General features: G+C 58.3%; 27 protein-coding genes. 19 read left to right on the forward strand and 8 right to left on the reverse strand.

Annotated features, from left to right (window positions below; all coding sequences use genetic code 11):
• Positions 1-66 precede the first annotated feature (66 nt).
• The 16 genes from ACP15R_RS17615 (at position 67) to ACP15R_RS17690 (ending at position 14,964) form a co-directional block, all read left to right on the forward strand.
• On the forward strand, positions 67-762 hold the full coding sequence (locus ACP15R_RS17615) for a YggS family pyridoxal phosphate-dependent enzyme (protein WP_224867768.1): 696 nt from the start codon (positions 67-69) through the stop codon (positions 760-762).
• A 62-nt stretch (positions 763-824) separates the two neighbouring features.
• The gene (gene proC / locus ACP15R_RS17620) at positions 825-1,637 is read left to right on the forward strand and encodes a pyrroline-5-carboxylate reductase (RefSeq protein WP_077399593.1); all 813 of its coding nucleotides are present in this window, start codon (positions 825-827) and stop codon (positions 1,635-1,637) included.
• Between the two features lie 12 nt (positions 1,638-1,649).
• Positions 1,650-2,255 (forward strand): YggT family protein, encoded by a 606-nt coding sequence (locus ACP15R_RS17625; RefSeq protein WP_224867766.1) that lies wholly within the window; start codon positions 1,650-1,652, stop codon positions 2,253-2,255.
• A gap of 245 nt (positions 2,256-2,500) precedes the next feature.
• Entirely contained in the window at positions 2,501-4,477 is a 1,977-nt protein-coding gene (locus ACP15R_RS17630; RefSeq protein ID WP_224867765.1) for a dynamin family protein, read from the forward strand.
• A 123-nt stretch (positions 4,478-4,600) separates the two neighbouring features.
• The gene (gene metX / locus ACP15R_RS17635) at positions 4,601-5,824 is read left to right on the forward strand and encodes a homoserine O-succinyltransferase MetX (protein ID WP_224867764.1); all 1,224 of its coding nucleotides are present in this window, start codon (positions 4,601-4,603) and stop codon (positions 5,822-5,824) included.
• Positions 5,824-6,414, forward strand: a complete 591-nt coding sequence (gene metW, locus ACP15R_RS17640) for a methionine biosynthesis protein MetW (protein WP_224868662.1) — start codon at positions 5,824-5,826, stop codon at positions 6,412-6,414. The genes metX and metW overlap by 1 nt, the downstream gene beginning before the upstream one ends.
• 86 nt (positions 6,415-6,500) lie before the next feature.
• Positions 6,501-6,950, forward strand: a complete 450-nt coding sequence (locus ACP15R_RS17645) for a DUF4426 domain-containing protein (protein ID WP_224867763.1) — start codon at positions 6,501-6,503, stop codon at positions 6,948-6,950.
• Positions 6,951-7,031: 81 nt separating this feature from the next.
• Positions 7,032-7,676, forward strand: coding sequence for an RdgB/HAM1 family non-canonical purine NTP pyrophosphatase (rdgB, locus tag ACP15R_RS17650; protein WP_224867762.1), 645 nt, complete (start codon positions 7,032-7,034; stop codon positions 7,674-7,676).
• Positions 7,677-8,918, forward strand: a complete 1,242-nt coding sequence (hemW, locus tag ACP15R_RS17655; RefSeq protein ID WP_224867760.1) for a radical SAM family heme chaperone HemW — start codon at positions 7,677-7,679, stop codon at positions 8,916-8,918. It abuts the gene before it with no gap.
• A 170-nt stretch (positions 8,919-9,088) separates the two neighbouring features.
• Entirely contained in the window at positions 9,089-9,415 is a 327-nt protein-coding gene (gene trxA / locus ACP15R_RS17660; protein WP_077399614.1) for a thioredoxin TrxA, read from the forward strand.
• A gap of 509 nt (positions 9,416-9,924) precedes the next feature.
• Positions 9,925-11,184 (forward strand): transcription termination factor Rho, encoded by a 1,260-nt coding sequence (gene rho / locus ACP15R_RS17665; RefSeq protein ID WP_010133763.1) that lies wholly within the window; start codon positions 9,925-9,927, stop codon positions 11,182-11,184.
• A gap of 296 nt (positions 11,185-11,480) precedes the next feature.
• On the forward strand, positions 11,481-11,750 hold the full coding sequence (locus tag ACP15R_RS17670) for an RNA recognition motif domain-containing protein (RefSeq protein WP_010133764.1): 270 nt from the start codon (positions 11,481-11,483) through the stop codon (positions 11,748-11,750).
• 154 nt (positions 11,751-11,904) lie between these two features.
• Positions 11,905-13,368, forward strand: a complete 1,464-nt coding sequence (gene ubiD / locus ACP15R_RS17675; protein WP_224867758.1) for a 4-hydroxy-3-polyprenylbenzoate decarboxylase — start codon at positions 11,905-11,907, stop codon at positions 13,366-13,368.
• Positions 13,369-13,472: 104 nt separating this feature from the next.
• Positions 13,473-13,850 (forward strand): GFA family protein, encoded by a 378-nt coding sequence (locus ACP15R_RS17680; RefSeq protein WP_424987597.1) that lies wholly within the window; start codon positions 13,473-13,475, stop codon positions 13,848-13,850.
• 136 nt (positions 13,851-13,986) lie between these two features.
• A complete protein-coding gene (locus ACP15R_RS17685; RefSeq protein WP_224867754.1) occupies positions 13,987-14,424 on the forward strand; it encodes a YtoQ family protein in 438 nt (145 codons plus the stop codon).
• A gap of 102 nt (positions 14,425-14,526) precedes the next feature.
• On the forward strand, positions 14,527-14,964 hold the full coding sequence (locus ACP15R_RS17690; protein WP_224867753.1) for a DUF1294 domain-containing protein: 438 nt from the start codon (positions 14,527-14,529) through the stop codon (positions 14,962-14,964).
• A gap of 191 nt (positions 14,965-15,155) precedes the next feature.
• Here ACP15R_RS17690 and ACP15R_RS17695 read toward each other — a convergent pair whose 3' ends face one another.
• The 8 genes from ACP15R_RS17695 to gshB all read right to left on the reverse strand — a co-directional run bounded on the left by ACP15R_RS17695 (position 15,156) and on the right by gshB (position 23,010).
• Positions 15,156-16,409 carry a heme biosynthesis HemY N-terminal domain-containing protein gene (locus ACP15R_RS17695; RefSeq protein WP_224867751.1) on the reverse strand — a complete coding sequence of 418 codons (1,254 nt, stop codon included), beginning with the start codon at positions 16,407-16,409 and terminating at the stop codon, positions 15,156-15,158.
• A complete protein-coding gene (locus ACP15R_RS17700; RefSeq protein WP_224867749.1) occupies positions 16,406-17,944 on the reverse strand; it encodes a uroporphyrinogen-III C-methyltransferase in 1,539 nt (512 codons plus the stop codon). Before ACP15R_RS17700 ends, ACP15R_RS17695 begins: the two co-directional genes overlap by 4 nt.
• Positions 17,945-18,118: 174 nt before the next feature.
• The gene (locus ACP15R_RS17705) at positions 18,119-18,907 is read right to left on the reverse strand and encodes a uroporphyrinogen-III synthase (RefSeq protein ID WP_224867747.1); all 789 of its coding nucleotides are present in this window, start codon (positions 18,905-18,907) and stop codon (positions 18,119-18,121) included.
• Positions 18,908-18,931: 24 nt separating this feature from the next.
• Complete coding sequence (gene hemC, locus ACP15R_RS17710) at positions 18,932-19,885, reverse strand: hydroxymethylbilane synthase (protein WP_224867745.1); 954 nt, start codon at positions 19,883-19,885, stop codon at positions 18,932-18,934.
• A 71-nt stretch (positions 19,886-19,956) separates the two neighbouring features.
• On the reverse strand, positions 19,957-20,382 hold the full coding sequence (ruvX, locus tag ACP15R_RS17715) for a Holliday junction resolvase RuvX (protein ID WP_222229311.1): 426 nt from the start codon (positions 20,380-20,382) through the stop codon (positions 19,957-19,959).
• A 16-nt stretch (positions 20,383-20,398) separates the two neighbouring features.
• Entirely contained in the window at positions 20,399-20,992 is a 594-nt protein-coding gene (locus ACP15R_RS17720; protein ID WP_224867742.1) for a YqgE/AlgH family protein, read from the reverse strand.
• A 19-nt stretch (positions 20,993-21,011) separates the two neighbouring features.
• The gene (locus ACP15R_RS17725) at positions 21,012-21,947 is read right to left on the reverse strand and encodes an energy transducer TonB (RefSeq protein WP_224867740.1); all 936 of its coding nucleotides are present in this window, start codon (positions 21,945-21,947) and stop codon (positions 21,012-21,014) included.
• Between the two features lie 106 nt (positions 21,948-22,053).
• Positions 22,054-23,010, reverse strand: a complete 957-nt coding sequence (gene gshB, locus ACP15R_RS17730; RefSeq protein WP_224867738.1) for a glutathione synthase — start codon at positions 23,008-23,010, stop codon at positions 22,054-22,056.
• A 376-nt stretch (positions 23,011-23,386) separates the two neighbouring features.
• On the opposite strand from gshB, the gene pilG reads away from it, so the two are divergent.
• The 3 genes from pilG to ACP15R_RS17745 all read left to right on the forward strand — a co-directional run bounded on the left by pilG (position 23,387) and on the right by ACP15R_RS17745 (position 24,946).
• A complete protein-coding gene (gene pilG / locus ACP15R_RS17735) occupies positions 23,387-23,782 on the forward strand; it encodes a twitching motility response regulator PilG (protein WP_010132439.1) in 396 nt (131 codons plus the stop codon).
• Between the two features lie 240 nt (positions 23,783-24,022).
• The gene (gene pilH, locus ACP15R_RS17740) at positions 24,023-24,385 is read left to right on the forward strand and encodes a twitching motility response regulator PilH (protein ID WP_077399693.1); all 363 of its coding nucleotides are present in this window, start codon (positions 24,023-24,025) and stop codon (positions 24,383-24,385) included.
• 18 nt (positions 24,386-24,403) lie between these two features.
• The gene (locus tag ACP15R_RS17745; RefSeq protein ID WP_224867736.1) at positions 24,404-24,946 is read left to right on the forward strand and encodes a chemotaxis protein CheW; all 543 of its coding nucleotides are present in this window, start codon (positions 24,404-24,406) and stop codon (positions 24,944-24,946) included.
• Positions 24,947-25,101 lie beyond the last annotated feature (155 nt).

Raw genomic sequence — 25,101 nt, forward strand, 5'->3', positions numbered from 1 at the left:
GGTCGATATGACGCGGGGGCCACAAGCACATAGAATGCCCACCGAGCAAAAGTTGGGTCCCAGTATATGCGCAAAGGGTCGATCCCCGAAAACCTGAATTCCGTCGCTGAGCGAATCGTCACAGCTTGCCGCAGTTGTGACCGGCAAGCCGACGATGTCACGCTGCTGGCGGTGTCCAAAACCCGCCCGGCGGCAGACCTGCGGGTGGCCTATGAGGCGGGTCAGCGCCATTTTGGCGAGAATTACCTGCAGGAGGCCCTGGACAAGCAGGCCGAGCTGGCCGATTGCGACATCACTTGGCACTTCATTGGCCCGCTGCAGTCGAACAAGACCCGCGATGTGGCGGGGCATTTCCACTGGATGCACACGGTTGAGCGGTTAAAAATTGCGCGCCGCCTGTCGGAACAGCGCTCGGCGGATATGCCGCCACTGAATGTGTGCCTGCAGGTCAATATCGATGGAGAGGATAGCAAGTCTGGGGTGAGTGCGGAGGATCTGCCGGAATTGGCCGCGGCGGTGGCAGCGCTGCCCAACCTGCAGTTGCGTGGCCTGATGGCGATCCCGGCACCGCGCGGGGCATCGGAAGACCAGCGCACGCCGTTTATTCAACTGGCGACATTGCTGGATGCGCTCAAGTCCCAGCTGCCGGATCAGCCGCTGGACACGCTGTCGATGGGGATGTCGGGGGATATGGAGGCGGCGATATTCAGCGGCGCGACCATCGTGCGCATCGGCACGGATATCTTCGGAGCCAGAAACTAACACTCGGCTTATGGCTGTGATCAATTATTGAGAGAGTTGAGGAAGGAATGTCTGAACACAACATGGTGTTTATCGGCGGAGCCGGCAATATGGCGGGCGCGGTAATTGGTGGCATGGTGGCCAACGGTTACCCGGCGGATAAGATCGTTGCGACCGGGCGCGACGAGCAGAAACTCAAGGCATTTTGTGATCGTACCGGTGTGCACGGGCGTACCGATAATCTGGCGGCAGTGAAAGAGGCTGATGTGGTGGTGCTCTCGGTGAAGCCGCAGGTCATGCAGGCACTGTGCGAAACCATTGCCCCGGAAGTAAGTGCCAACAAACCGCTGGTGATTACGCTCGCTGCCGGTATTCCCCTGTCCGCATACCAGCGTTGGCTCGGTGCCGGTGTGCCCATTGTGCGCGCCATGCCCAATACGCCGGCACTGGTGGGCACCGGGGTTACCGGCCTTTATGCGGGCGAAGGTGTCACCGATGAGCACAAATCCGTTGCCACGCAGATGGCGCAGGCGGTGGGGATTGCCCAGTGGGTGGCGGAGGAATCCGGCATAGATGAAATCATCGCGGTATCCGGTTCCGGCCCCGCATACTACTTTCAATTTATGGAATCCATGATCGACGCGGCCGAGAAGGCGGGTATGGATCGCGCAGACGCAGAGCGCCTCACCTTGCAAACCGCTCTGGGCGCGGCGAAACTTGCGGTGGCCGCGGATGTGGATGTGGCGCAACTGAAGCGCAATGTGATGTCGCCCAATGGCACCACCGAGCGGGCGATCAAGCGTTTTCAGGAAGGCGGCCTGCCGCAATTGGTAGAGCAGGCGATGACAGACTGCGCGGCGCGCGCGGCGGAAATGGCGCAAGAACTGGATAAGTAAAAAGGAAGCTTAATGGCCAACACCTTTAGCAATATCGGCGTATTCATTCTCGCCACCATCGGGGTTCTGTTTCTGTTTGCGGTGCTGCTGCGCTTTATGCTGCAGCTGGCGCGGGCGGACTTTTACAATCCGATCTCGCAGGGCATCGTCAAGGTGACCAACCCGCTGCTGCGCCCGCTGCGCAAAATTGTGCCTGGAATGTTTGGCATCGATATGGCCTCCCTGGTGCTCGCACTACTGGTGGGTTGGGTGATGATTATGGGTGCCGGGTTTCTCGCTGGCGCCGGCATGCTCAACCCGCTGAGCGCACTGCTGTGGTCCCTGCTGGGTGTTCTGATGACGCTGATCGCCATCCTGTTTGTGGGCATGTTGATCTCCATCGTGGTCAGCTGGATTGCACCGCAAAGCTCACATCCAGCGCTGATGCTGCTGCGCCAGTTGCTGGAGCCCGTATATGCGCCGGTGCGCAAGGTGATTCCACCGCTGGGGGTGATCGATATTAGCCCGATCTTCGTGTTCATCCTGCTGACGGTGGCGGACAAACTGCTGGTGGGTCTTGCGCAGAGCGCCAGCATGCCGCAGTTGGTGTACAACCTGTTCTGGCATATCCCTTTCTGAGGGCCGTTAGAAAACTGTTGCGCGGGGCTGTCGAGGCCCCGCTCGCTACGTTTTCAAGCGCCCCTCCCGGTCTATTAGAGCTGTCATAACTGTCAGCTCTCGTTTTCTCTCTCCGCATTTCACTTTCCTTACGCTATCCAGTTCGCGAAATCCCTGTGCCAGGGTTTAACTCCGGGCGCGCATGCTGGAGAATGCCCGGTGAAATTGTAAATTCGTCCAAGTAGTAAGAATAAGAACTCCCAAACATGGAAGATGTGACCTTGCGCCAGCACATAGCCGACTACGATCTCTGGAAGAAGGGGTTGGATACGCAGTTCCACCGGTTTAGTCACTGGCTGGAAGAGCACTTTCCCAACTCTGCCGGTGCCCGCCAGGTGGTGCAGCAGGCGCGCCAGTTACTGGTGGATGACCAGTTTACCGTCGCCTTGGTAGGTGAGTTCTCCCGCGGCAAGACCGAGCTGATCAACGCGCTCTTGTCACACACTTATGGCAAGCGGCTGCTGCCCTCGCGCCCCGGCCGCACCACCATGTGCCCCACCGAAATTTACAGTGATGGCACTGAACAGGCGTCTGTCCGCCTGCTGCCCATCGAGACCCTGGCCACCAATACCAGCCTGGAAAGCTTCCGCCGTATTCCGCAGAAGTGGGTCAACTTTGATTTTGACCCGGAAGATGCGGGCGCCACTCGCGAAGCGCTGATGAAGGTGGCTGCCACCAAGGCGGTGATGCCGGAAGAAGCTGCGCGCTACGGTTTTGACCGTCGCCACCTGGATGGTAATGGCAATTTGGTGCAGATCCCGGCGTGGCGCTACGCACTGATTTCCCTGCCGCATCCGCTGCTGGCCCAGGGCCTGCGCATTATTGATACCCCCGGGCTCAATGCCCTGGGGAACGAGCCGGAATTGACCCTATCCACCCTGCCGAGTGCACAGGCGGTGGCCTTCCTGCTCTCCGCCGATGCCGGTGTCAGCGGCACCGACCTCAATATGTGGGAAACCCATCTGGTGCCGCTCAAGGAGCATCGCGGCACCGCAGTAATGGCGCTGTTGAATAAGATCGACGTACTGTGGGACGACCCGGACGAAGACCCGGACCAGATGCTGCGCAAGATGCGCGGTGAGGTGAGCAAGCTGCTGTCGCTGCCACAGGAAAACGTGGTCGGCGTGTCCGCGAAAAAAGCCCTGCTGGCGCGCGCCGAGCGCGACCCGATGCTGCTGCAACAAAGCTGCTTTGGCGAGTTCGAAAAGCTGCTGGTGCAGCGTTTGATGGAGCACCGCGACAAGGTGGCCAATCACCGCTCGCTGCATCAGGCCCTGACCCTGATGGCAGACACCCGCGACCTGCTCAAGAATCGTCTCAACAGTGGCCGTGCAACGCTGGACCACCTGAAGCGCCGCGGCTCCGCCAGCCCGGAGCAGTTTGAAGAACTGAAGCAGCTGCACGCCACCGCCAAGGAGCAGCACAAGTACTGTCACCAGGAGCTGCTGACCCTGAAATCCAGCCAGCGCATGCTGGCCCGCCAGCGCGCCTCCCTGCTGGCACCGGTGTCCAGCCAGCAGCTACAGCAGCTGATCGACGAAACCCGCACGGCATTGAACGAGCGCTGGTCGCCGCTGGGACTGGCCCGCGCCATTGATGGTTTTATGGGGGGCGTGGAATATCAGCTGTCCAATCTCGAGCGGGAAGTGGATCAGACCAACCGTCTGGTAGATGCGATTTACGATCGCTCGACCCTGAACAACATCGTTTCCAACGAGCAGCACTTTGATATTGGCGGCTTCCGGGCGGCTCTGCGCGGCCTGCACCGCCAGGCGGCGCAATTGCGCCGTTCACCACAGCTGCTGCTGGCGCGACGTAATCGCCTGACCGAACGCTTCGTGGCAACCCTCGCCAACGAGGTGGGCCGCATGTACAGCCAGATGATCTCCTCCGTGGATGGCTGGCTGGAACAGGTGCTCGAGCCACTGAAACAGCATGTGCAGTACCAGAAGCACCTGTTGAACCGCCACATGATCAAGCTTACCGAGCTCAAGCAGAAAACCCAGGGCAAGCGCACCGACCTGCGTACGCTGGAAGAAGAACTGGTGCGCAACCACAGCGCGCTGGGTGCGCTGGAAGATCTGCTCAAGCACACCCAGGCGGCGCCACAGCCGATTGCACCGGCGCCGGTAGCGGCGGTTGCGGATAATGTCACCCCACTGAAGGCGCCCGCCACTTCCTAGCTTGTGGGCAATTTTTGCGGTTAGCTGTGCCCTCGGGGGCACGGCGGCGCGTGACCACAGCAAGCTAACAGGTGTACTACAGTCCCCAGCTTTCGTAAACTTGGCGCCCCGCCCAGTAAGTAAATGCGAAAAACTTTGACCACGGAAGCGCAATCTCACCACTCAGGAAAACCGGCAGGGCTGCCCGCCAACTCCGTCGGTATTGTCGAGCCAAAAAGCCACACATTCCCAGGCCCGTTCAAACTGGCCTGTGGCCGCGTGCTGGACGAATACACCCTGGTCTACGAAACCTACGGGAAACTTAACGCCGACAAAAGCAACGGCGTACTCATCTGCCATGCGCTGTCCGGCCACCACCACGCCGCCGGTTACCACAGTGCCAGCGACAAGCGTCCGGGCTGGTGGGATCACTATATCGGCCCCGGCAAACCCATCGACACCAACAGGTTTTTCGTGGTTGCCCTGAACAATCTCGGTGGTTGCCACGGCTCCACCGGGCCAACCTCCATCAACCCGGAAACCGGCAAACCCTGGGGTGCAGACTTCCCGCCGCTGCGCGCGCGCGACTGGGTACACAGCCAGGCCCAACTGGCCGACTTACTGGGTATCCAGCAGTGGGCTGCGGTGGTCGGTGGCAGTCTGGGTGGCATGCAGGCCATGCGCTGGTCACTGGAATACCCGGAGCGTTTGCGCCATTGCGTGGTGATCGCCTCGGCGATGAAATTGTCTGCGCAAAATATTGCGTTTAACGAAACCGCCCGCCAGGCCATCACCTCGGACCCGGATTTTCGGGATGGTCGCTATCTGGAAGAAGATACTTTGCCGCGCCATGGCCTCGCGGTTGCGCGCATGATCGGACACATCACCTACCTGTCGGACGATGGGCTGGGCAAGAAATTCGGCCGTGAATTGCGCTCCGGCACCTTTGAACAGGGTGTGGAAGAGCTGGTGGAGTTCCAGGTGCAGAGCTATCTGCGCTATCAGGGCGACTCCTTCTCTGGCAGCTTTGACCCGAATACCTATATCCTGATGACCCGTGCCCTGGATTATTTCGATCTCGCGCGGGAATACGATGACGACCCGGTGGCGGCATTCTCCCATGCGCGCAGTAAATTCCTGTTGGTGTCGTTCACCTCCGACTGGCGCTTTGCGCCGGAACGCTCCCGGGAAATTGCCGACGCTCTGATGCACGCCAATGTACCGGTCACCTACGCGGAGGTGGAGTCGCCCATGGGCCACGACGCCTTCCTGTTGCCGAACGCGCGCTACGAAAATATTTTCGCTGCGTATATGAATAATGTTGCCCGCGAACTGGCGGACAGCGCACGCGCCGAGGTGGTCCAATGATGCGTAAGGATCTCGATATCATCCACAACTGGGTGCCGGCGCAATCGCGGGTGCTCGACCTGGGTTGTGGTGATGGTGCGCTGCTTGCACGTCTGGCCAGCGAGAAGCAGGTCAGTGGCTACGGCGTTGAAATCGATCCGGAAGAAATCCAAAAATGCGTCGAGCGCGGTGTCAACGTGGTGGAGCAGAACCTGGATAACGGCCTGAAAAATTTCGCCGATCACAGTTTCGATACGGTGCTAATGACCCAGGCCCTGCAAACCCTGCGTTTTCCGCACCTGGTGGTAGAGGAAATGCTGCGGGTCGGGCGCGAATGCATTATAACTTTCCCCAATTTCGGGCAGTGGAAGGCGCGCTGGCACCTGGCCTTTTCGGGTCGCATGCCAGTGTCGGATTTATTACCTTACGAATGGTACGACACGCCCAATATTCACTTTTGTACTTTCAAAGACTTTGAAGTGCTGTGTCGGGAGCACAACTGGAAGATTCTGCACCGCCAGGCGGTATCGGAGTCCCCGGTTTCCGGCGTGTTGAAGGACTTTTTGCCGAATTTATTCGGCGAGACAGCGATTTACCATCTGACTCGCTAATATTATTTGTAGTGGGTCGTTTTATCCGCCATGTGTTCAGGCTGCAAGAAGCCTGAGTGCGCATGGAAACCAGACAGGAGGACGCCGTGAAACGTTATTTTGCTGCATTTATTTCTGTGGCCTTATTGCTGTGGGCTGCAGCGGCCGCGGCGCAACAAGCCAAGATCATCGAGAACCATCAGGACTTCGGCGATTACCGGGTGAGCTATTCGGTGTTTAACAGCGACTTTATCCCTCCGGAAATTGCGCGTGAGTACAATCTGGTGCGTGCCCGTGACCGGGCCTTTGTGAATATTTCCGTCGGTAAAAAAGACGGTACCAAGGGTGAGAGTGCTGGCGTTTCCGGCAACGCGATGAACCTGATCCAGCAGTCGCGCCCCCTGGTGTTTCAGGAAGTGCGCGATGGCGACGCGGTGTATTACCTGGCGCCGTTCCGCTTTGAGAACGAAGAAAGCCTGACTTTCAAAATCGATCTGGTAATGCCCGACGGCAGCAAGCAGCAGCTGACCTTCCGTCGCCAGTTGCACAAGAACTGAATCGCAAACCGTCACCCTTTTACTTGAATAACAGCGAGCGCAGCGCGTTCGCTGTTTTGCGTTGAACGGAACTCGCTTCCTATGGAAAAAATCGTCCTCGCCAGTGGCAATGCGGGCAAGCTGAAAGAGTTTTCCCAATTGTTTTCTGGCTGGCAGATTGCGGTGTTGCCTCAGTCCGAATTTTTGCAGGATGAGGCGGAAGAAACCGGTCTCAGTTTTATTGAAAATGCCCTGATCAAGGCGCGCCATGCGAGCCGCGCCAGTGGTTTGCCCGCGCTGGCGGATGACTCGGGACTGGCGGTGGACGCACTCGGCGGCGCACCGGGTATTTATTCTGCGCGTTACGCCGGTGCCGGCGCCAGCGACGCTGAGAACAACCAGAAACTGCTGCAAGCGCTGGAAGGTGTGCCCGCAGAAAAACGCGGTGCCAGTTTTCACTGCGCACTGGCCTTTGTGCGCGCCGCGGATGACCCCGTCCCGCTGGTATGTACCGCGCGCTGGAGCGGGGTAATCCTGACTGCACCCGCCGGCGATCAGGGTTTTGGCTACGATCCGCTGTTTTACGTTCCCTCGGAACAGCTCACCTCGGCACAGTTGCCGCGAGAAGTGAAAAACCGTCTCAGCCACCGGGCGCATGCGGTGAAAAAGTTCGAGCAGCTGTGGCATGAGGAAATGGTGGTGCCGGAACAGCAGGCCCATAGCGTAACCGGCACGAAGTTTTTCTAGATGACCGCTCAGGGTACCGGCCGCTCGCTGTTGGCGTTGCCACCGCTCAGCCTCTACGTGCATATCCCCTGGTGTGTGCGCAAGTGTCCGTATTGCGATTTCAACTCCCATGAATTTGTTGCCGGCACCCTGGAGCATGCGCAGGGCAGTCCAGCCGGTGAGCGTCATCTGCCAGAGGCAGACTATGTGGATCAGCTGGAGCGCGATCTGCGCAGCCAGTTGCCCTGGGTTCAGGGGCGCAAGTTTGGCTCCATTTTCTTTGGCGGCGGTACGCCCAGCCTGTTTTCGCCGCTGGCCATCGGCCGCATTCTCGATCTCGCCGAGTCGCTGGTGGGCTTTGCCGACGACATCGAGATCACCCTGGAAGCGAACCCGGGTACCTTTGAGCAGGCCAAGTTTGCCGGCTATCGCCACGCCGGCGTCAATCGCCTGTCGATCGGAGTGCAGAGCTTCGACCCGCTGCAGCTGCAGAACCTCGGGCGCATCCACTCTGGCCCCGAGGCGCTGACCGCGGCGACCCAGGCGCGCACGGCGGGTTTCGATAATATCAATATCGACCTGATGCACGGCCTGCCGGGGCAGGGCGAGACTGAAGCGCTGCAGGACCTGGCGCAGGCGGTTGCCCTGGGTGCCGAGCATATTTCCTGGTACCAGCTCACCATCGAACCCAATACCGCCTTTTACTCGGCACCCCCGGTTACTCCCGGGTCCGAGCAGATTGCGGCGATCCAAAAGGTCGGCCGGGCGTATTTGGCAGAGCAGGGCTATGGCCGCTATGAGGTGTCGGCCTATGGCCGTGCGGGGCTCGCCTCCCGGCACAACCTCAATTACTGGTCCTTTGCCGACTACCTCGGTATTGGTGCCGGTGCCCACGGCAAGGTGACCTTGCCGCAAACCGGGCGAATTTTGCGCACCCAGCGAACCCGCGCGCCGAAGCACTACCTGGCACTGGGTTGTGGAACCGGTGCCGGCGGCGTGGAGTTTCCACTGCCCAAGCTGCAGGAGGTGGCGGGGGAGGATCGCCCGCTGGAGTTCCTGATGAATGCCTTGCGGCTCGAAGCCGGGGTGCCCGCGCAGAGTTTTGAGCAATATACCGGGCTGCCGCTCGATACCTTGCGCCGGGAATGGCGGCGCCTCGAGGCGATGGAGCTGGTGCGCCCACTGGGGCCCACCATTGGCACCACCCGATTTGGCTATGACTATATAGACGAGATATTGCAGCGTTATCTGGTGGAAAGCTGAGCCGCTGCGGTATTCCACAGCGTTACCCTTGAAAACCCCAAATCGGACCGCATATAGGGCAAAACGCCATGAATGGTGAAAGTAATTGCCTTGCGGGGGCTGCGGACCCTACTTATTATGTCTGCCAGTCCGGGCACCGGCCTGAAGAAACAGAACCACAGGAAAGCATTATGAGCGCGAACATCGTAAACGTAACCGATGCAGAGTTTGAAGCCGAAGTACTGAAGGCCGAAGGCCCGGTATTGGTAGACTTCTGGGCACAGTGGTGTGGCCCCTGCAAGATGATCGCTCCGGTTCTGGAAGATCTTTCCGGTCACTACGGCGAGAAGCTGAAAATCGTCAAAGTGGACGTAGATGCGAACAAAGAGGCCGCGGCCAAGTACAACGTGCGCGGCATCCCGACCCTGCTGCTGTTTAAAGGCGGCAACGTGGAAGGCACCAAGGTCGGCGCTCTGTCCCGAGCTCAGCTGACCGAGTTTATCGACAGCCAGATCTGATCGATCCCGCAGGGCGCCATTGGCGCCCTGTGTCGTTTTGGGGCATTGGGCCTCATGCGCGACAGGAGATAAGAGGGGCGAAGCCCCGGGTAATGGCGCCCCAGGCTTGCGAAATAGCCCTTGCAGGATGCCGAACTGCGGTTATACTGGCTAGTAATCAAATTAACTGTTCAGTCTAAACCTGAGCCAAGTCGCCAACCCCGCTGCTGACGCGGCCTCTCCGGCGCAAACTCCTCAAGTTGAACATCCCCCACTGGCATATCTGTCGCAGCCATATTGGCAATCAGGCACTAGTGTCGTGGTAAATAGGGATCCGTTTTACCCGGGTCGTTGTTATCGATTAGGGTTCGAGAGAAAACGTGAATAACTTGAATGAGTGTTGCTTCGGTTAGTAATCCAGCCAGCATGTCGAACTAGGCATTATCACCATCGAAACTTCAACTCCCTCCGCAGAAACGTCCAGCGCGTCCGCGCGAACCGACAGAAGAAACCGTAATAAAGCAATTGGTATGAACCTTTCTGAATTAAAAACCAAACCCATTGAAGAGCTGATTGAAATTGCCAAGGGCATGGGGCTCGAAAACCTCGCCCGCTCGCGCAAACAGGACATTATTTTCAATATCCTGAAGCGCCACGCCAAAAGCGGTGAAGACATCTACGGCGAAGGTGTATTGGAAATCCTCCAGGATGGTTTTGGCTTCCTGCGCTCCGCAGACTCCTCATACCTCGCGGGCCCGGACGACATCTATGTTTCCCCGAGTCAGATTCGCCGCTTCAACCTGCGTACCGGCGATTCCATCTCCGGCAAAATTCGCCCCCCTAAAGAAGGTGAACGCTACTTCGCCCTGCTGAAAGTCAGCGACATCAACTTCGATAAGCCGGAAAACGCGCGCAACAAGATTCTGTTTGAAAACCTCACGCCGCTGTTCCCGAATGACCGGCTGGGACTGGAGTGCGGTAATGGTTCCTCTGAAGACCTGATCGGCCGGATCATCGATCTGGTAGCCCCAATCGGTAAAGGTCAGCGTGGCTTGATCGTGGCACCGCCCAAGGCCGGTAAAACCATTATGCTGCAGAACATGGCACAGGCGATTACCCGCAATAACCCGGAATGTCACCTGATTGTTCTGCTGATCGACGAGCGCCCGGAAGAAGTCACTGAAATGCAGCGCTCGGTGCGCGGTGAAGTGGTTGCCTCGACCTTTGACGAGCCGCCTGCGCGTCACGTGCAGGTTGCAGAGATGGTGATTGAAAAAGCCAAGCGTCTGGTAGAGCACAAAAAAGATGTGGTGATCCTGCTGGACTCCATTACCCGTCTGGCACGTGCGTACAACACCACTGTGCCCAGCTCCGGTAAGGTGCTCACCGGTGGTGTGGACGCGCACGCACTGGAGCGCCCGAAGCGCTTCTTTGGTGCAGCGCGTAACATCGAAGAAGGCGGTAGCCTGTCGATTATCGCCACCGCACTTGTGGATACCGGCTCCAAAATGGACGAAGTGATCTTTGAGGAATTCAAAGGTACCGGCAACATGGAACTGCAGCTGGATCGCAAGATCGCTGAAAAACGCGTATATCCCGCAATTAACGTGCGCCGCTCCGGTACTCGCCGCGAAGAACTGCTAATGCCGGAAGGTGAGCTGCAGCGCGTTTGGATCCTGCGCAAGCTGCTTCATGATATGGAAGATTTGGCCGCCACCGAATTCCTTATCGATAAGCTCAAAGACTTTAAGACGAATGATGAATTCTTCCTGTCCATGAAACGGAAATAATTCTCTTTTAGTATGAAGGCCGGCATTAAATGCCGGCCTTTTTCGTGTAATGCAGATGAAATTTGCAATACGTTGAATGAGGCGTGAAATTACGTCGAATTCAGTTGAAAACCCTCGGTGTTAGGCATATAAAGGCTTCCACCAATGTGTTGTGCGGTTTTTCAACACTTACCGAATTGGTTCCAGATAGCTGGGAAGTTGTCTGACTCCGGACCAAACTCAAGTGGATAACGTGGTGGTGCTGGTTATCCGTTTGTGAATGCACGACAGCCCACTTACTCATGTGAGACTTTTTTGTGAATATCTATATTGGAAATCTGGCCTACGGCGTAACCTCTGACGAACTGCACGAAGCTTTTGGTGCGTTCGGTGAAATCTCCCGGGCTACTGTAATCACTGACCGGGAAACTGGCCGTTCTAAAGGTTTTGGTTTCGTAGAAATGCCGAACGACGACGAAGCGCGTAAGGCAATCGAAGAAATGAATGATCAGCCGCTGTCTGGCCGTAACATCCGTGTTAACGAAGCCAAGCCGCGCGAAGACCGTCCGCGTCGTCCCCGCTTCTAAGATTTCTTAGAAGTTCGGCAGCCCGCAGTCCTGTACTGCGGGTTGTTCTCCCCTCCCTAAATCTCCCCAACTCTGTCGAATTGACAGCGTTCGTTCCCTATTTTGTGCTGACTGTTTTACACTGGCCGGTGAATTTCCCGTCGACCCATAAAGCATGAAATACAAAGATCTGCGCGACTTTATCAAGCTGCTGGAAAAGCGCGGCCTGCTGAAGCGTATTACCCACCCGGTAAGCCCCTACCTGGAAATGACAGAAATCGCCGACCGCGTCCTGCGTGCCGGTGGCCCGGCGTTGCTGTTTGAAAACCCCACCGGCTACGATACCCCGGTGCTCGCCAACCTATTTGGTACGCCCGAGCGCGTCGCCCTTGGTATGGGTAAAGAGTCCATCTCCGAGCTGCGCCAGGTTGGTGAGCTGCTGGCGTTCCTCAAGGAGCCGCAGCCGCCAGAGGGTTTCAAGGACGCTTGGCAAAAGCTCCCCATATTCAAACAAGTCATGAATATGGGGCCGAAAGTCGTGAGTAAGGCCGACTCTCAGCAGATCGAAATCGAAACTGGCGACATCGACCTCACCAAACTGCCGATACAGACCTGCTGGCCCGGCGACGCCGCGCCGCTAGTCACCTGGCCGCTGGTGATTACCCGCGGACCGGAAAAGAAGCGCCAGAACCTCGGCATCTACCGCATGCAGCTGATCGGCAAGAACCGCCTGATCATGCGCTGGCTCTCCCATCGCGGCGGTGCCCTGGACTTCCGCGAGTGGCAGCAGGAATTCCCCGGTGAGCCCTTTCCGGTAGCCGTCGCGCTCGGTGCCGATCCCGCCACCATCCTCGGCGCCGTCACCCCCGTACCCGATACCCTGTCGGAATACGCATTTGCCGGCCTGTTGCGCGGAAGCAAGACCGAAGTGGCCGAGGCCAAACTCAGTAACCTGCAGGTGCCGGCAAGCGCCGAATACGTGCTCGAGGGCTATATCTACCCAGAAGATATGGCGGATGAGGGCCCCTATGGGGACCACACCGGCTACTACAACGAGGTGGACAGCTTCCCGGTCTTCACCGTCGAGAAAATTACCCATCGCAAAGACCCTATTTACCACAGTACCTACACCGGCCGTCCACCCGATGAACCGGCGGTACTCGGCGAAGCGCTGAACGAAGTCTTCGTGCCCATCCTGCGCAAGCAGTTCCCGGAAATCGTCGATTTCTACCTGCCCCCGGAAGGCTGCTCCTATCGCTTGGCGGTGGTCACCATGAAGAAGCAGTACCCCGGCCACGCCAAGCGCGTGATGATGGGCGTCTGGTCCTTCCTGCGGCAGTTTATGTATACCAAGTTCGTCATCGTTGCCGACGACGACGTGAACGCCCGCGACTGGAAGGATGTGATCTGGGCCATGACCACCCGAATGGATCCCGCGCGGGACACCGTCATGGTCGAAAACACACCCATCGACTACCTGGACTTCGCCTCACCGGTATCCGGCCTGGGTTCCAAAATCGGTTTTGACGCCACCAACAAGTGGGAAGGCGAAACCACCCGCGAGTGGGGGCGCCCAATTGTGAAAGACCCGGAAGTAACGCAGAAAGTCGACGAGATCTGGGGTGAGCTCGGACTTTAAATAAGCCACCACAGCGCCAGGGAGGGCGTATGGATATGATAAAAACGGTTGGCGAGGATTTTAATGCCTGGCCCAGTGAGGTTGGCTTTACGTGAGATTATATGATGCTCTATCAGGGTAGCTGTCACTGCGAAGCCATCACTTTTGAGGTGGAGGCCCCAGAAGTACTTGAGGTCGATCGCTGTAACTGCTCAATCTGTTCGAAGTCCGGGTTCCTACATTTGATCGTTCCGCTCAATAAATTTCGCTTGCTATCCGGGGCCGATTCGATTTCTACCTACACCTTCGGCACTGGCGTTGCAAAGCATACCTTTTGTAAGGCGTGCGGCATCAAGCCGTTTTATACGCCCAGGTCAAACCCAGATGGTATCGACATTAATGTGAATTGCCTGGATACCGTACCAGTATCAATTAACATCACTGAATTTGACGGCCAGGATTGGGAGCAGCATGCGCATAAGTTAGTCCATAAAAGTAAGTAAAGACGTTAGGAAGTATATTGGACACCGGCTTGCTCCCCTCGGCCATTATCAAACGGCAGAAGTTAGCGGGTTGCTTTATGCTGCTTAAAGAATGAAGTTTTTATATAAGTATATTTTAGGTTTAAGGAATACAATTATGGGGCTAAACATCTATCTTTCCGGTGAAATCCACACAGACTGGCGCAAACAAATTATCGATGGTTGTGCCGGGAGTGATTTTGTTTTTTCATCTGCAGTCACCGATCACGCTGCCAGTGATGCGGCAGGTGATGTGCTTGGCACTGAAGAATCCGGTTTTTGGCGCGATCACAAGTCGGCAAAAGTAAACGCAATACGCACAAAGACGCTCATCGAACAATGTGATGTTGCGATCATTCGGTTTGGTGATAAGTATAAGCAATGGAATGCAGCGTTTGATGCGGGCTATTGCGCCGCTCTGGGTAAGCCATACATTACCTTGCATGCTGAAGATATCGTCCACCCCCTAAAAGAAGTGGACGCTGCGGCATATGCATGGGCAACTACCCCACAACAGGTCGTCGATATACTGAATTACCTGGTTAGCGATCAATAGGAGCGGCCACCAGTTTGATGGACGCAACCCATTTCTATTCTGCGTTGGGACGCTATGCAGCCGGATGGTGCCCGCGGATGATAGCCAGTCGTGGTTTGAACTATGAAACGCAGTAAAAAAGCGTGGTTCATATTTTTCCAGTTCTCCATTGTGGCCGGTTTTTTAGCCGGTATAGCTTTTGCGATTTCAATCAACCGTTACCCAATTGAGATGCTCTATCTCATTGGTATGCTCTCGATTTTGACCATCTTGGTCTATGGGTGGGATAAGTTGGCTGCACTAACGGGGCGCTGGCGTACCAGCGAAAATACCCTGCATTTGCTGTCGTTCATTGGTGGTTGGCCGGGAGCCCTGTTGGGGCAGGCACTGTTCAATCACAAGACATCGAAACAACCTTTTCGCCAAATATTCTGGATTTGCGTACTTTCTAATTTGGTATCTATTGCGTGGACTTTCACTGGTAGTGGTGAACATTTCCTGCATAAGCAGATTGGGATGATAAAACAGGCGCTGTACGAAACTTCTGTCATTGTGCGTTAAGACGTTTCTGGGCTCTGTTGTTACTTGGGAAGCTTTTATCGCTTTAGAAGATTCCGAAGTATGTGAAAAGTATCGGATTGTCGACCAACCATGAGCTGGCCTTCCTGGAACCGTCGGAAGCCGTTGCGCTGGCGGACAACGAAAAATACGGCTGGGGACTGGCCCCGGAGGCGTTGCGCGGACTCCTGTGATCAGGATGCCCGCGTGCTGAGCATATGCGCTTGCTGGTCGGGTAGCGGTAGCTGGGGCAGGGTGGAGACCGCCTGCAGCAGCCCTTGCTCATACAGCTGCGCGGCTTTGTCTTTTTCGCCGAGGGCATACAGCAGTCGCGCCAGCTCGGCGGAGGTCTCCGGATCCGAGCGCAGCAGCAGGCTCTTTTCAAAGTACTGCCGCGCCTTGCCCCAGATTTGATTGCGCAGATACAGACGGCCCAGGCAGGTGAGAAGATCGGCGTTTTCCCCGTATTCCTTCTGCCAGCCTTCGGCGATGGTGACCTGCTGACTGGCGTCGGCGCCGGTCAGGTGCCCGTATAAACGCACGGTGTCCGCGCGCCACTCCCGGTTCAAAATCCAGCGCAGGTGTTTTTCCGCTTCAACGTCGTCGCCCACCTTGTGCAGCATTTCCCCATAGAGATTGCGCAGCTCAATATTGCGCTGCCAGCGCCCGCTGAGGCTGTGCCAGGTTTCGCGCAACTTTTCTTTATCGTCGCGATTGGCGGCGTCGCGCAGCAGGTTCTGGTAGACCTCGAGCTCCAGCTGCTGGAACTGCGACTCGGGCATGCTGCCGTGTTTTTCCAGTCTCGGTAACAGCTCGCGCAGTCCGTGCCATTCGCCGATGTTGTAATAGGCGTGGCGTAGCAGTTGTAGCAGTGCCGGATGATTGGGCTCCTGCTGCATGGCGCGCTGCAGGCTGGCGATACATTGCTCGTAGTGCTTGTCGAGCAATTGCATGCGCGCCTGGCTGATGGCTACGGCGAGTTGGGTGTCGTCGCCGGTGGCTTCGGCCTTGGCCAGAAGCTCGTTGGCTTCGTCCCGGTATCCGAGTTCGAATGCACTGCGTGCGGCCGCCAGGTAATTGATGATGGGCGCATCGGAGCGCGCGGCGCTTTTCAGCAGTAATCGCCGCGCGCGTGCCCAGTTGCCTTCCATAAACTCCACCAGGCCGTTGGTAAGCCGGCGGCGTGCAATACGGCTGCGGCCGAAGCGGATGCGGCTGACGCTGCCGCCAATCGCCCGCGCAATGCTGCGCAGCAACCAGATAAACAGGAACAGCGCGAGTACGCCCAGGGCCAGGCCGCCGATGGCGACCCACAGGTTCATTTCAATACGTTTCCCGCCATCGCCGCCGATCATTAATAGCAGGTAGCCTGGGTAGGAGCGCATGGCCTCGGCGAGGAAGGCGCCGCCGAGCAGCAACAGCAGGGTAAATAGGAGAAAGCGTTTCACCAGTCGCTACCTCCGTTGTCGTTGTCAGGGGTTTGCCCGGAGGAAACCTTGTGCATTTTGTCGATGTAATTGCGCAGTGCGGTCTGCGACGCGCTCAGGTTGGGCAGCTCGACTTTGACTTTTTCCTGCGCGAGTTCTTCCAGCTCACGCAGGATTACCTGGCGCTGCGGGTTGTCCACGCCATAGTCCAGTAGCAGTTGACGCGCGTGATTCATCGAATCCTTGAATACGGTGTCGTCCGCGCGCAGTACCGCCAACTCGGCCTGTTCCATATTCAGGCGCAGGCTCTGGCGGAATCGGGTTTCACTCTGTGGCGACAGCAGTACCGGGTCCACCTCGCCATCGCGAATGCGCACGGAGCCTTTGAGGAAGTTGAGGAAGTTATCCCAGCTGGAGCGGAAGTGTGCCTCGCCGATCTCGGGGTTGTCGTTCTGCTGCTGGATGGCGGCCGCATCGCGCTTGGCCAGGTCGAACTGGGGCTGGATGTTCAATTTCACCATCTGCTCCTCCAGCGCGCGCAAACGCAGGTAGAGGCCTTCGCGGTCCACGTTTTCCACCAGCTTGAGCGCGGTGATATCGCGGGACAGCTGCTGGCGCACACCGTATAAATCCGGCATGTCTACGTCGCGGATAATTTTGTCGACTTCCTGCAGCAGACCGAGGGCGGAGCGGCTGTCTTGCTCCAGCATCAGACGCTGGTTGGCCAGGCGCAGCAGGTAATCCGCTTCGGCCAGTTGCCAGTCCTCGCGGCTGGCGTTGCCCAGCTGGCTCAGGCGATTGCCCTGCGCGGTGACATTGCGCTGTACACCAGCCAGCTGTTGCTGCAGCTGTTCGATCACCTGATTTTGCTGTTCCAGTTGCTGGCGCAGGCCTTTGATCAACTCAAGGTTCTGGTTTACTGGCGGCGTGGGTGAAGTTGCCGTCGGCGGCGTGGGCTGGGATTCGCTGGGCTGCAGTATGGGTTGCTCGGGTACTGGTGGCTGCGCGCTGTCGGCTGCTGCGCTCTGGTTATTTGTCGACCCTGCGTCGGTGGCATTGTTGTTACCCGTGGCGGAGGGTGTAGAGGATACGCTGTCGGCGCCTTTCGACTGGCCGCCCGCTGTCGATACATTGTCTCGGGTGGCCGTGGTGCGGCCACTCTGCGAAATGGTCTGTGTGTCGGCAGCGAAATGCCGCCCCACCAGTGGCAAGTTCTGCAGGTGGCTGTTGGCTTGGGTGCGCACACTGGGAATGAAGTACCAGGCGGCGACCGCGAGGGCAATGAGTGCCAGTAGTAGCAACCAGAACCAGGTCCAACCGCTGCCCTTCTTTGCGGCGCGGGGCTTGGTTGGGGCTTTTGTATTTGCTCCGGTCTTTGAGCCGCCAGTTTTTACTGCGGCCTTGTCACCCTTTTTGCCGTTTGTGTCGCGACCTTCTGCGGCCTTGGCGAAGTTGCTCTTCGGCTCCGCCTTGTCTGTCACCGTAGGCACGTCTTTCTGGTTATTGGTTTTTTTGTCGTCCGGCGTGGCGGAAGCTGGGGCTTTTTTATCGCTCATGGGCTCGCTTGCTCAGGGTGGATGCGTGGGGGCACCGGTCGTTCTGGCGGTTGTCAGGGCGGTGGACTGCACGGAGGCCGCTAGAAAATTTGTCGCCAAATTATAGCGACTGCAGCGGTTCTTTATAGGAAGTCTGGCGCGGAAATAAAATTTTTTACCGTGATCGGCGGAATTTCAGCAATGATGGGAGGAAACTACTTCGCTCAATGCGTCCAGCATGGCCGCGTCGCCAGCGTTCTTGGCGGCAAAAACCTTGCTGAAGCCGAGGGCCCGGGCCTGTTCGGCAACTCGCTGGCTCGGCAGGATCAGGGGGCAGTTATTCAGCGCTGCGCGTTTGCCGGTCTCTTCCAGCGCGCGCTGCAAGTTTTCCAGGGTTTCCCCACTGTGCAGGGTAATGGCATCGGGGGTGTGCGCGTAGGCACGCAGTTGCTCGCAGGCTGCACTCGGCAGCAGGCGCTGGTAAAGCTCACAGTAGTCGATGCGCGCGCCGCGCTCTGCCAGTGTCTGGCCGATCAGTGGGCGCCCACCCTGGCCGCGAAAGAGGATGACACGCTCGCCATCGGGGTTTTGCAGTGGCGCTAGGCCCAGTAGCGCTTCAGAATCCATCGCAGCACTGTCGCAAGACTCCGGCTCGGCGCCGCGGTTGCGAATCGCTTTGGCCGTTGCCGCGCCGATGGCGTAGTACCGCGGCCCCTGCGGCAGTTGCGGCCAGTAATCATCCAGCCAGTCAAAGCCGCATTGCACCGCATTCTGCGAGACAAAGATGGCGTGGTCGAACTGGTCAAAATCCATAATCAGGCTTTTTACTGCCTGTACCGCGTCCACATCGGTTACCGGTTCGATAGCCAGCATTGGAATGCTATCCACTATCGCTCCCTGCGCTTGCAGCAGTGCCTGCCAGCGGTCGCTCTGGTGCGTGGGGCGAGTGATCAGAATGCGCTGGCCGGCGAGGGGTTGGGTCATTGCTATGCGGTTGCGGTGGTCGAATTAAATGGCCGCGAGGATCTCGTCGGCGCCGGCCTGCAGCAGTTGTTCGGCCAGGCGAATGCCGAGGGATTTCGCTTCTTCGATAGAACCGTGGACTTCGCCGCGCAGCATGGTTGCGCCGTCGGGGCTGCCCACCAGGCCACGCAGGTACAGCTGGGTTTTACTTTCGTCACTGAAAATTGCATAGCAGCCAATCGGTACCTGGCAGCCACCATTCAAACGGCGCACCATGGCGCGTTCGGCGTCGAGACGGAAGCGGGTTTCATCGTGCTGCAGTGGTGCCAGCAAGGCCTCCAGCGCCGGGTCACGGCGGCACTCGATGCCCACGGCGCCCTGGCCGCCCGCAGGCAGCAATACTTCCGGCTCGATGTAGGCGGCGATACGCTCACGCATTTCCAGGCGCAGCAGGCCGGCGGCGGCGAGGATGATAGCGTCGTACTCGCCGGCGTCCAGTTTGGCCAGGCGGGTATTCACGTTGCCACGCAGGAATTTGACCTCGAGATCCGGGCGCACCGCCAGCAGCTGACACTGGCGGCGCAGGCTGGAGGTGCCAACTACCGCGCCCTGCGGGAGATCTGCGAAAGAGGCGTAGTGATTGCTCACAAAGGCATCGCGCGGGTCTTCGCGCTCACAGATCACCGGCAGGTGCAGGCCTTCAGGGAATTCCATCGGCACGTCCTTCATCGAGTGCACGGCGATATCGGCGCGGCCTTCCAGCATGGCTTTTTCCAGCTCTTTCACAAACAGCCCTTTGCCTCCCACCTTGTTCAGCGGGATGCTGAGCAGCTGGTCGCCGCGGCTGGTCATGGGCAGCAGTTCCACGGTGAGATTCGGATGGTGCCGTTCCAGTTCACCTTTGACGAAGTGGGCCTGCCACAGGGCCAGCGCGCTCTCGCGGGTAGCGATGCGGACAGTGGAAATCGGGGAACTGGTGGTGTTGTTTGATTCGGGCATGCGCGAAAACTGGCTGGACTGATGTTGCGCGCAAGTTTACCAGCTTGTGCGCCGGATTACCGGCCAGTGACTCAGGTGGTGGCGACGTTGCGCAGCCAGTCCTCGAGAAAGATGCGTGCGGCGATGGAGTCTACCGGCTGGTCGGCGTAATTGCCGCGATGCCCACGGTCGCGCGCTTCGTCTTTGGCGGCGCGGGTGCTAAGGCGCTCATCGGCATATTCCACCGGCAGGCCCAGGCGGCCGTGCAGGCGCTGGCCAAATTTGCGCGCGCGGGCGCCAAACTCGCTTTCACTGCCGTCCATGTTCAGTGGCAGCCCAACCACCAGCACCTTGGGTTTCCATTCGTCGACGATACTTTGTACCCGGTTCCAGTCCGGCTTGCCGTCTTTGGCCGGAAGTGGATCCAGTTCACGGGCACTGCCGGTGAGGCTTTGGCCGTAGGCCAGGCCAATGGAGCTGGTGCCGAAGTCGAAGGCGAGGGCGGTGATGGCTTTCATTGCGTAAAACGTAATCCTAAGCGTGACCGGACTGGGTGCCGATCCCGCTCAGGTCAATCCCGTGGCGTGCGGCGGCGGCCTGCCAGCGTTTTTCCCACGGGGTAGCAAACAGGATTTCGGCGGAGGCCGGCAGTGTCAGCCAGGCATTTTCGGCAATTTCCTGTTCCAGTTGCCCGGGTCCCCAGCCGGCGTAACCGAGTGCCAGTAGCACGTCGTCGGGGCCGCGGCCGGCGGCGAGGGATTCGATAATGTCCTTGGATGCAGTCAGGCTGATGTCTTCAGAGACCTCGGCGGTCGAGGCGAACTGCATGCCGCGGCCGTGCAGCACAAACCCCTGCTCCTGGGCCACCGGGCCACCCACCAGTACCGGTTCATCACCGCGCAGACTGACGTCGTCGAGTTCGAGTTGGGAAAACACTTCTTTCCAGGTCACTTTACTCGGCGCATTGATGACCACGCCCATGGTGCCGTCGGCGCTGTGCTCGCAAACAAATGCGACCGCATGCACGAAGCGCGGATCCTGCATGCCGGGCATGGCCAGAAGCAATTGCCCGCGCAGGCTGTTGCTGGTGAGATCGCTGTCGAGCTTATCGGTATTTGTGGGTTGCATGGTGCTAGTTTAGAGGCTGTCAGCCGCGGCTGGGAGTTTTACCGGCGGCGGTGGAGAAACCGGTCATTTCGAAGCGCCAGGTGCGGATGATTTCCAGCCGGTCGGCTTGCTGGCGAATTTCGGCGGGGAAAGGCGCGAACGGCGCCGCCAGGCGCACAATCTGCTGCGCGGCATCGTCGAGGATGGGTTCGCCGGAGGACTCCAGGATGACCACTTCTTCGACCGCGCCGGTGGGCAAGAGGCGCACCATCATACGCAGGTCGCCGGTGATCTGCCGGGCGAGGGCTTCTTCGGGGAAGTTGTCGTTGCCAACTGCTTCTACCTTCTGGCGCCAGTCGTGCAGGTAGGCCGCATCAGGGGAGGCCTTGGTGGCGACTGAGGTGAGGCGGCGTACCCGTGGGCGCTGGGCAATGGTCTGGCGAATCTTGTCGAGGCGTGCCTGCAGGCTGGCGATTTCCGGATTGGTGGGAGGCAGGTCTGACGGCGCGTCACCGCGCCTTTCTTCCGATCGTTTGTCCTCGGCGGGAAGCTCTGGTGCCTGAGTGGGGCTATCGCCGATGGTGGTGATCAGCTGGCGCAGCTGGTCTGCCGGGCGCGCTGCTTGTTGTTGGGGCAGCGGATTGACCTGTCGAATACTGGTGTCGGCAATCTCCGCGTAGCGGTCGGCAGACAGTTCCTTGGGCGTTTCCGCGGTGCCGCTGGCTTGCTGGTTGTGCTGTGCCAGATAGTCGGCGTCTTCCGGTGCATCCATGGAGCGGTGTTGAGCCAGGGTGACTTCCAGTGTCGGCGGTGCCTCACGGGCCTCCGGTGCGGTAAACGCAACGCCGAATATCAACAGAGCATGCAGGGCACAGGCCAGAAACAGGGCAAAGGTAAACCGATCACCCTGGGATGGTTGGTTGGCCGGGGCGTGTGGCGGAGTCTGGCGCTTGGGCTGGCTGGGAGCTGCGGTCATTTTGGTTATTGTTGTTACTGCGGTTGCGGTTACTTCTGCTCGATTTCAGCACCCATCGGCCCGATTGAATGTTGCGGGCCGGGTACTGGACCATTCGCTAGGCAGTTTATCCCTTTTTTGCCAATCGGTCTGTGATCGCGCGCATCAGCATACCGCCGATATCGGTACCGAAGGCTGCGTCAATTTCCCGTACACAGGTGGGGCTGGTCACGTTGACTTCGGTGAGATAGTCGCCGATTACGTCCAGGCCGACAAACAGTAATCCCTTTTCTTTAAGCGTGGGGCCGACGCGGTGAGCAATTTCCAGGTCGCGTTCAGTGAGCGGGCGCGCCTCTCCGCGCCCGCCTGCCGCCAGGTTGCCGCGGGTTTCCCCGGCTTGTGGGATGCGCGCGAGGCTATAAGGTACCGGCTCACCGTCTACAACCAAAATGCGCTTGTCGCCGTCTTTGATCTCGGGAATGTAGCGTTGCCCCATAATTTGGCGCTGGCCGTCTTCGGTAAGGGTCTCGAGAATCGCGCCGATATTGCTGCCATCCGGCTTGACGTGAAAGATGCCGGTGCCACCCATGCCATCGAGGGGTTTGAAAATCACATCCTGGTGTTCGCTGTGGAAAGCGCGCAGTTGCTGCATGTCGCGGCTCACGATCAGTGGCGGGATGCAGTCGGCAAAGTGGGTGGCGAAAATCTTTTCGTTGCAGTCGCGCAGGGACTGCGGCTTGTTGGCAACCAGGGTGCCGGCGCGCTCGGCGGCTTCGAGAATGTAGGTCGCGTAGATGTATTCGTTATCGAACGGCGGGTCCACGCGCATCAGCAGCACGTCGAGGTCGCCCAGGTGCACCGGCTTGCGCTCACCGAGTTTGAACCAGTTTTGCGGGTCTTCGAACACCTGCAGCGGCGCACCGTTGCCCATCGGCTTGGCGCCGTCGAGATACAGGTCTGCCTGTTCGAAATAGTACAACTCAAATCCTGCGCGCTCGGCCGCCAACAGGAGGGCGAGGGAGGTGTCTTTTTTGAAGTTGATATTGGCAATGGGGTCCATGACCACGCCGAGAGTCTGGCTCATAGAATGTCCGTCAAACTGAACTTGCTGGGTGGGGCGCGCCAAGAGTGGGTGGCCGCGCAACGGGTAAGGTAAGAGTAGTGTCCTCACTCTGCAAGCTGCCTGTGTAGAAGCGCTGGTGAGTAAAGTGCGGCACCGCTCACAAAATGATCATTGTGCGCTGCCACACTCGGACGTCGCTAGATTCACCAGGTCATCTGTGATACAAGTTTGCATCTGATCTGCGTCCGCCGGTCACTGGGTTTGCGAAAGTGCGCAAGCCCGCCCCAGGTGGCTGTTCGCAGCAACGATCGGACCCCGTAATGAGGTTGTAAAGACAGGCCCGGCGCTTAAACCCGAGACGCCTGAAAATAAGTAGAAGGGGATTTGGGAACACACTATGGAGCTCAACTGGGAAAGTCTCACCGTGATGGTGATTGACGACAGTAAAACCATTCGTCGCACAGCGGAAACGTTGCTGCAAAAAGCCGGTTGCGCGGTCGTTACCGCCACCGATGGTTTCGATGCGCTGGCGAAGATCGCCGATTCGCGTCCGGACATTATCTTTGTGGACATCATGATGCCGCGCCTGGACGGTTATCAGACCTGTGCGCTGATCAAAAACAACAGCGAATTCCGCAGCACACCTGTCGTAATGCTGTCCAGTAAGGATGGCCTGTTCGACAAGGCGAAGGGGCGCGTGGTTGGCTGCGATCAGTACCTGACCAAACCGTTCAGTAAAAGCGAACTTCTGGGCGCAATTTCCGCCCATGCCAAACCGCATCACGCTGCCTGAGAATGACTTCTCATTCAGGGCGTGAAACCCTTGGCAGAAATGGCGTAGACTACTGCATCCAGCCACACTGGTGCCGGTCAACGATCTTAAAAGTGATCGAAAGTCATGAACGTCAGTGTCGTTTGCAATAAATAACAAAGCGTGTGGTCACACTCCGTTCATGGGGGTGGCCAGTGCCAACAACATCCGCCCGGTAAAATTGCGATGGCCGGAGTGGACAACACTATCTCGGGGGACAAGATGGCCAGAGTGCTAATCGTCGATGACTCGCCAACCGAAACTCACAAACTGACCACCATTCTTGAAAAGAACGGTCACGCCGTGCTTACCGCCACCAATGGCGAGAGCGGTGTGGACGTGGCGCGTGAACAGCGCCCCGACGTTATCCTGATGGATATCGTGATGCCGGGCCTGAATGGTTTCCAGGCCACTCGTCAGCTGAGCAAGGGCGGCGAGACCGCTGGCATTCCAGTCGTGATTGTGACCACCAAGGATCAGGATACCGACCGTGTCTGGGGTATGCGCCAGGGGGCTAGTGCCTACCTGACCAAGCCGGTCGACGAGGGTAAGTTGCTCGGTACTATCGCGGAGGTGTTGGCCTGAGGCCGACGTTGAGTCTCCGTGCAATCAACGCTTACCCCCTATCTCGCGCTCGTCGATATTGCCAACCGCGCCAAGGCGCAGGCGAAGGGGCTGCCCGCCCGTCAGGAAATCAAACCCTACTGGACGGGCATCGGATTTTCTATGCTGGGGCAGCGCTTTGTTGCCGCCATGGAAGACGTGGTGGAACTGCTTGAGGTTCCTCAGTACACCTTCATACCTGGGGTCCAGCCCTGGGTGCGCGGTGTGGCCAATGTACGTGGTCGCCTGCTGCCGCTGTTTGATCTGGCTGCTTTCTTTGGTGGCCATCTCGCAAATTCTCGCCAGAGTCGCCGCGTACTGGTGCTTGAGCATGAAAAACTCTACGCCGGGCTAATCGTGGACGAGCTGCATGGTATGCAACACTTGGCGCTCGAATATGGGCAGATGCCACCGGCAGACCTTGCCGAACCCTTCGCGCCTATGGTGAGCGGCCAGTTTGTGTTGCAGCAGGGGCGCTGGTTGGTGTTCGATTTTCAGGCGCTGATGAACGATTTTCAATTTGCGGATGCCGCGGCTCACTAAGCCGCGGCATTCTGCGTTACAGGCGTAGGCATTCGTGTTTGTGCCGGCTCGCACTGGCGGGTCAATGAGGTGCGGTAGTTTCCGTACGTCATATTAGTGTTCGGCCTCGAAACTGCTGCGGCAGAGGGTGCTGGTCACGAACCGTAGTCGGCCGT

This window comes from Microbulbifer sp. S227A (genome assembly GCF_049800935.1).

What these genes read in the sequence shown, in the direction of transcription:
- ACP15R_RS17615 (WP_224867768.1), top strand. Translation starts at nt 67, where the DNA reads ATGCGCAAAGGGTCGATCCCCGAAAACCTGAATTCCGTCGCTGAGCGA.
- proC (WP_077399593.1), top strand. Translation starts at nt 825, where the DNA reads ATGGTGTTTATCGGCGGAGCCGGCAATATGGCGGGCGCGGTAATTGGT.
- ACP15R_RS17625 (WP_224867766.1), top strand. Translation starts at nt 1,650, where the DNA reads ATGGCCAACACCTTTAGCAATATCGGCGTATTCATTCTCGCCACCATC.
- ACP15R_RS17630 (WP_224867765.1), top strand. Translation starts at nt 2,501, where the DNA reads ATGGAAGATGTGACCTTGCGCCAGCACATAGCCGACTACGATCTCTGG.
- metX (WP_224867764.1), top strand. Translation starts at nt 4,601, where the DNA reads ATGCGAAAAACTTTGACCACGGAAGCGCAATCTCACCACTCAGGAAAA.
- metW (WP_224868662.1), top strand. Translation starts at nt 5,824, where the DNA reads ATGCGTAAGGATCTCGATATCATCCACAACTGGGTGCCGGCGCAATCG.
- rdgB (WP_224867762.1), top strand. Translation starts at nt 7,032, where the DNA reads ATGGAAAAAATCGTCCTCGCCAGTGGCAATGCGGGCAAGCTGAAAGAG.
- hemW (WP_224867760.1), top strand. Translation starts at nt 7,677, where the DNA reads ATGACCGCTCAGGGTACCGGCCGCTCGCTGTTGGCGTTGCCACCGCTC.
- trxA (WP_077399614.1), top strand. Translation starts at nt 9,089, where the DNA reads ATGAGCGCGAACATCGTAAACGTAACCGATGCAGAGTTTGAAGCCGAA.
- rho (WP_010133763.1), top strand. Translation starts at nt 9,925, where the DNA reads ATGAACCTTTCTGAATTAAAAACCAAACCCATTGAAGAGCTGATTGAA.
- ubiD (WP_224867758.1), top strand. Translation starts at nt 11,905, where the DNA reads ATGAAATACAAAGATCTGCGCGACTTTATCAAGCTGCTGGAAAAGCGC.
- ACP15R_RS17680 (WP_424987597.1), top strand. Translation starts at nt 13,473, where the DNA reads ATGCTCTATCAGGGTAGCTGTCACTGCGAAGCCATCACTTTTGAGGTG.
- ACP15R_RS17685 (WP_224867754.1), top strand. Translation starts at nt 13,987, where the DNA reads ATGGGGCTAAACATCTATCTTTCCGGTGAAATCCACACAGACTGGCGC.
- ACP15R_RS17690 (WP_224867753.1), top strand. Translation starts at nt 14,527, where the DNA reads ATGAAACGCAGTAAAAAAGCGTGGTTCATATTTTTCCAGTTCTCCATT.
- ACP15R_RS17700 (WP_224867749.1), bottom strand. Translation starts at nt 17,944, where the DNA reads ATGAGCGATAAAAAAGCCCCAGCTTCCGCCACGCCGGACGACAAAAAA.
- ACP15R_RS17705 (WP_224867747.1), bottom strand. Translation starts at nt 18,907, where the DNA reads ATGACCCAACCCCTCGCCGGCCAGCGCATTCTGATCACTCGCCCCACG.
- hemC (WP_224867745.1), bottom strand. Translation starts at nt 19,885, where the DNA reads ATGCCCGAATCAAACAACACCACCAGTTCCCCGATTTCCACTGTCCGC.
- ruvX (WP_222229311.1), bottom strand. Translation starts at nt 20,382, where the DNA reads ATGAAAGCCATCACCGCCCTCGCCTTCGACTTCGGCACCAGCTCCATT.
- ACP15R_RS17720 (WP_224867742.1), bottom strand. Translation starts at nt 20,992, where the DNA reads ATGCAACCCACAAATACCGATAAGCTCGACAGCGATCTCACCAGCAAC.
- ACP15R_RS17725 (WP_224867740.1), bottom strand. Translation starts at nt 21,947, where the DNA reads ATGACCGCAGCTCCCAGCCAGCCCAAGCGCCAGACTCCGCCACACGCC.
- gshB (WP_224867738.1), bottom strand. Translation starts at nt 23,010, where the DNA reads ATGAGCCAGACTCTCGGCGTGGTCATGGACCCCATTGCCAATATCAAC.
- pilG (WP_010132439.1), top strand. Translation starts at nt 23,387, where the DNA reads ATGGAGCTCAACTGGGAAAGTCTCACCGTGATGGTGATTGACGACAGT.
- pilH (WP_077399693.1), top strand. Translation starts at nt 24,023, where the DNA reads ATGGCCAGAGTGCTAATCGTCGATGACTCGCCAACCGAAACTCACAAA.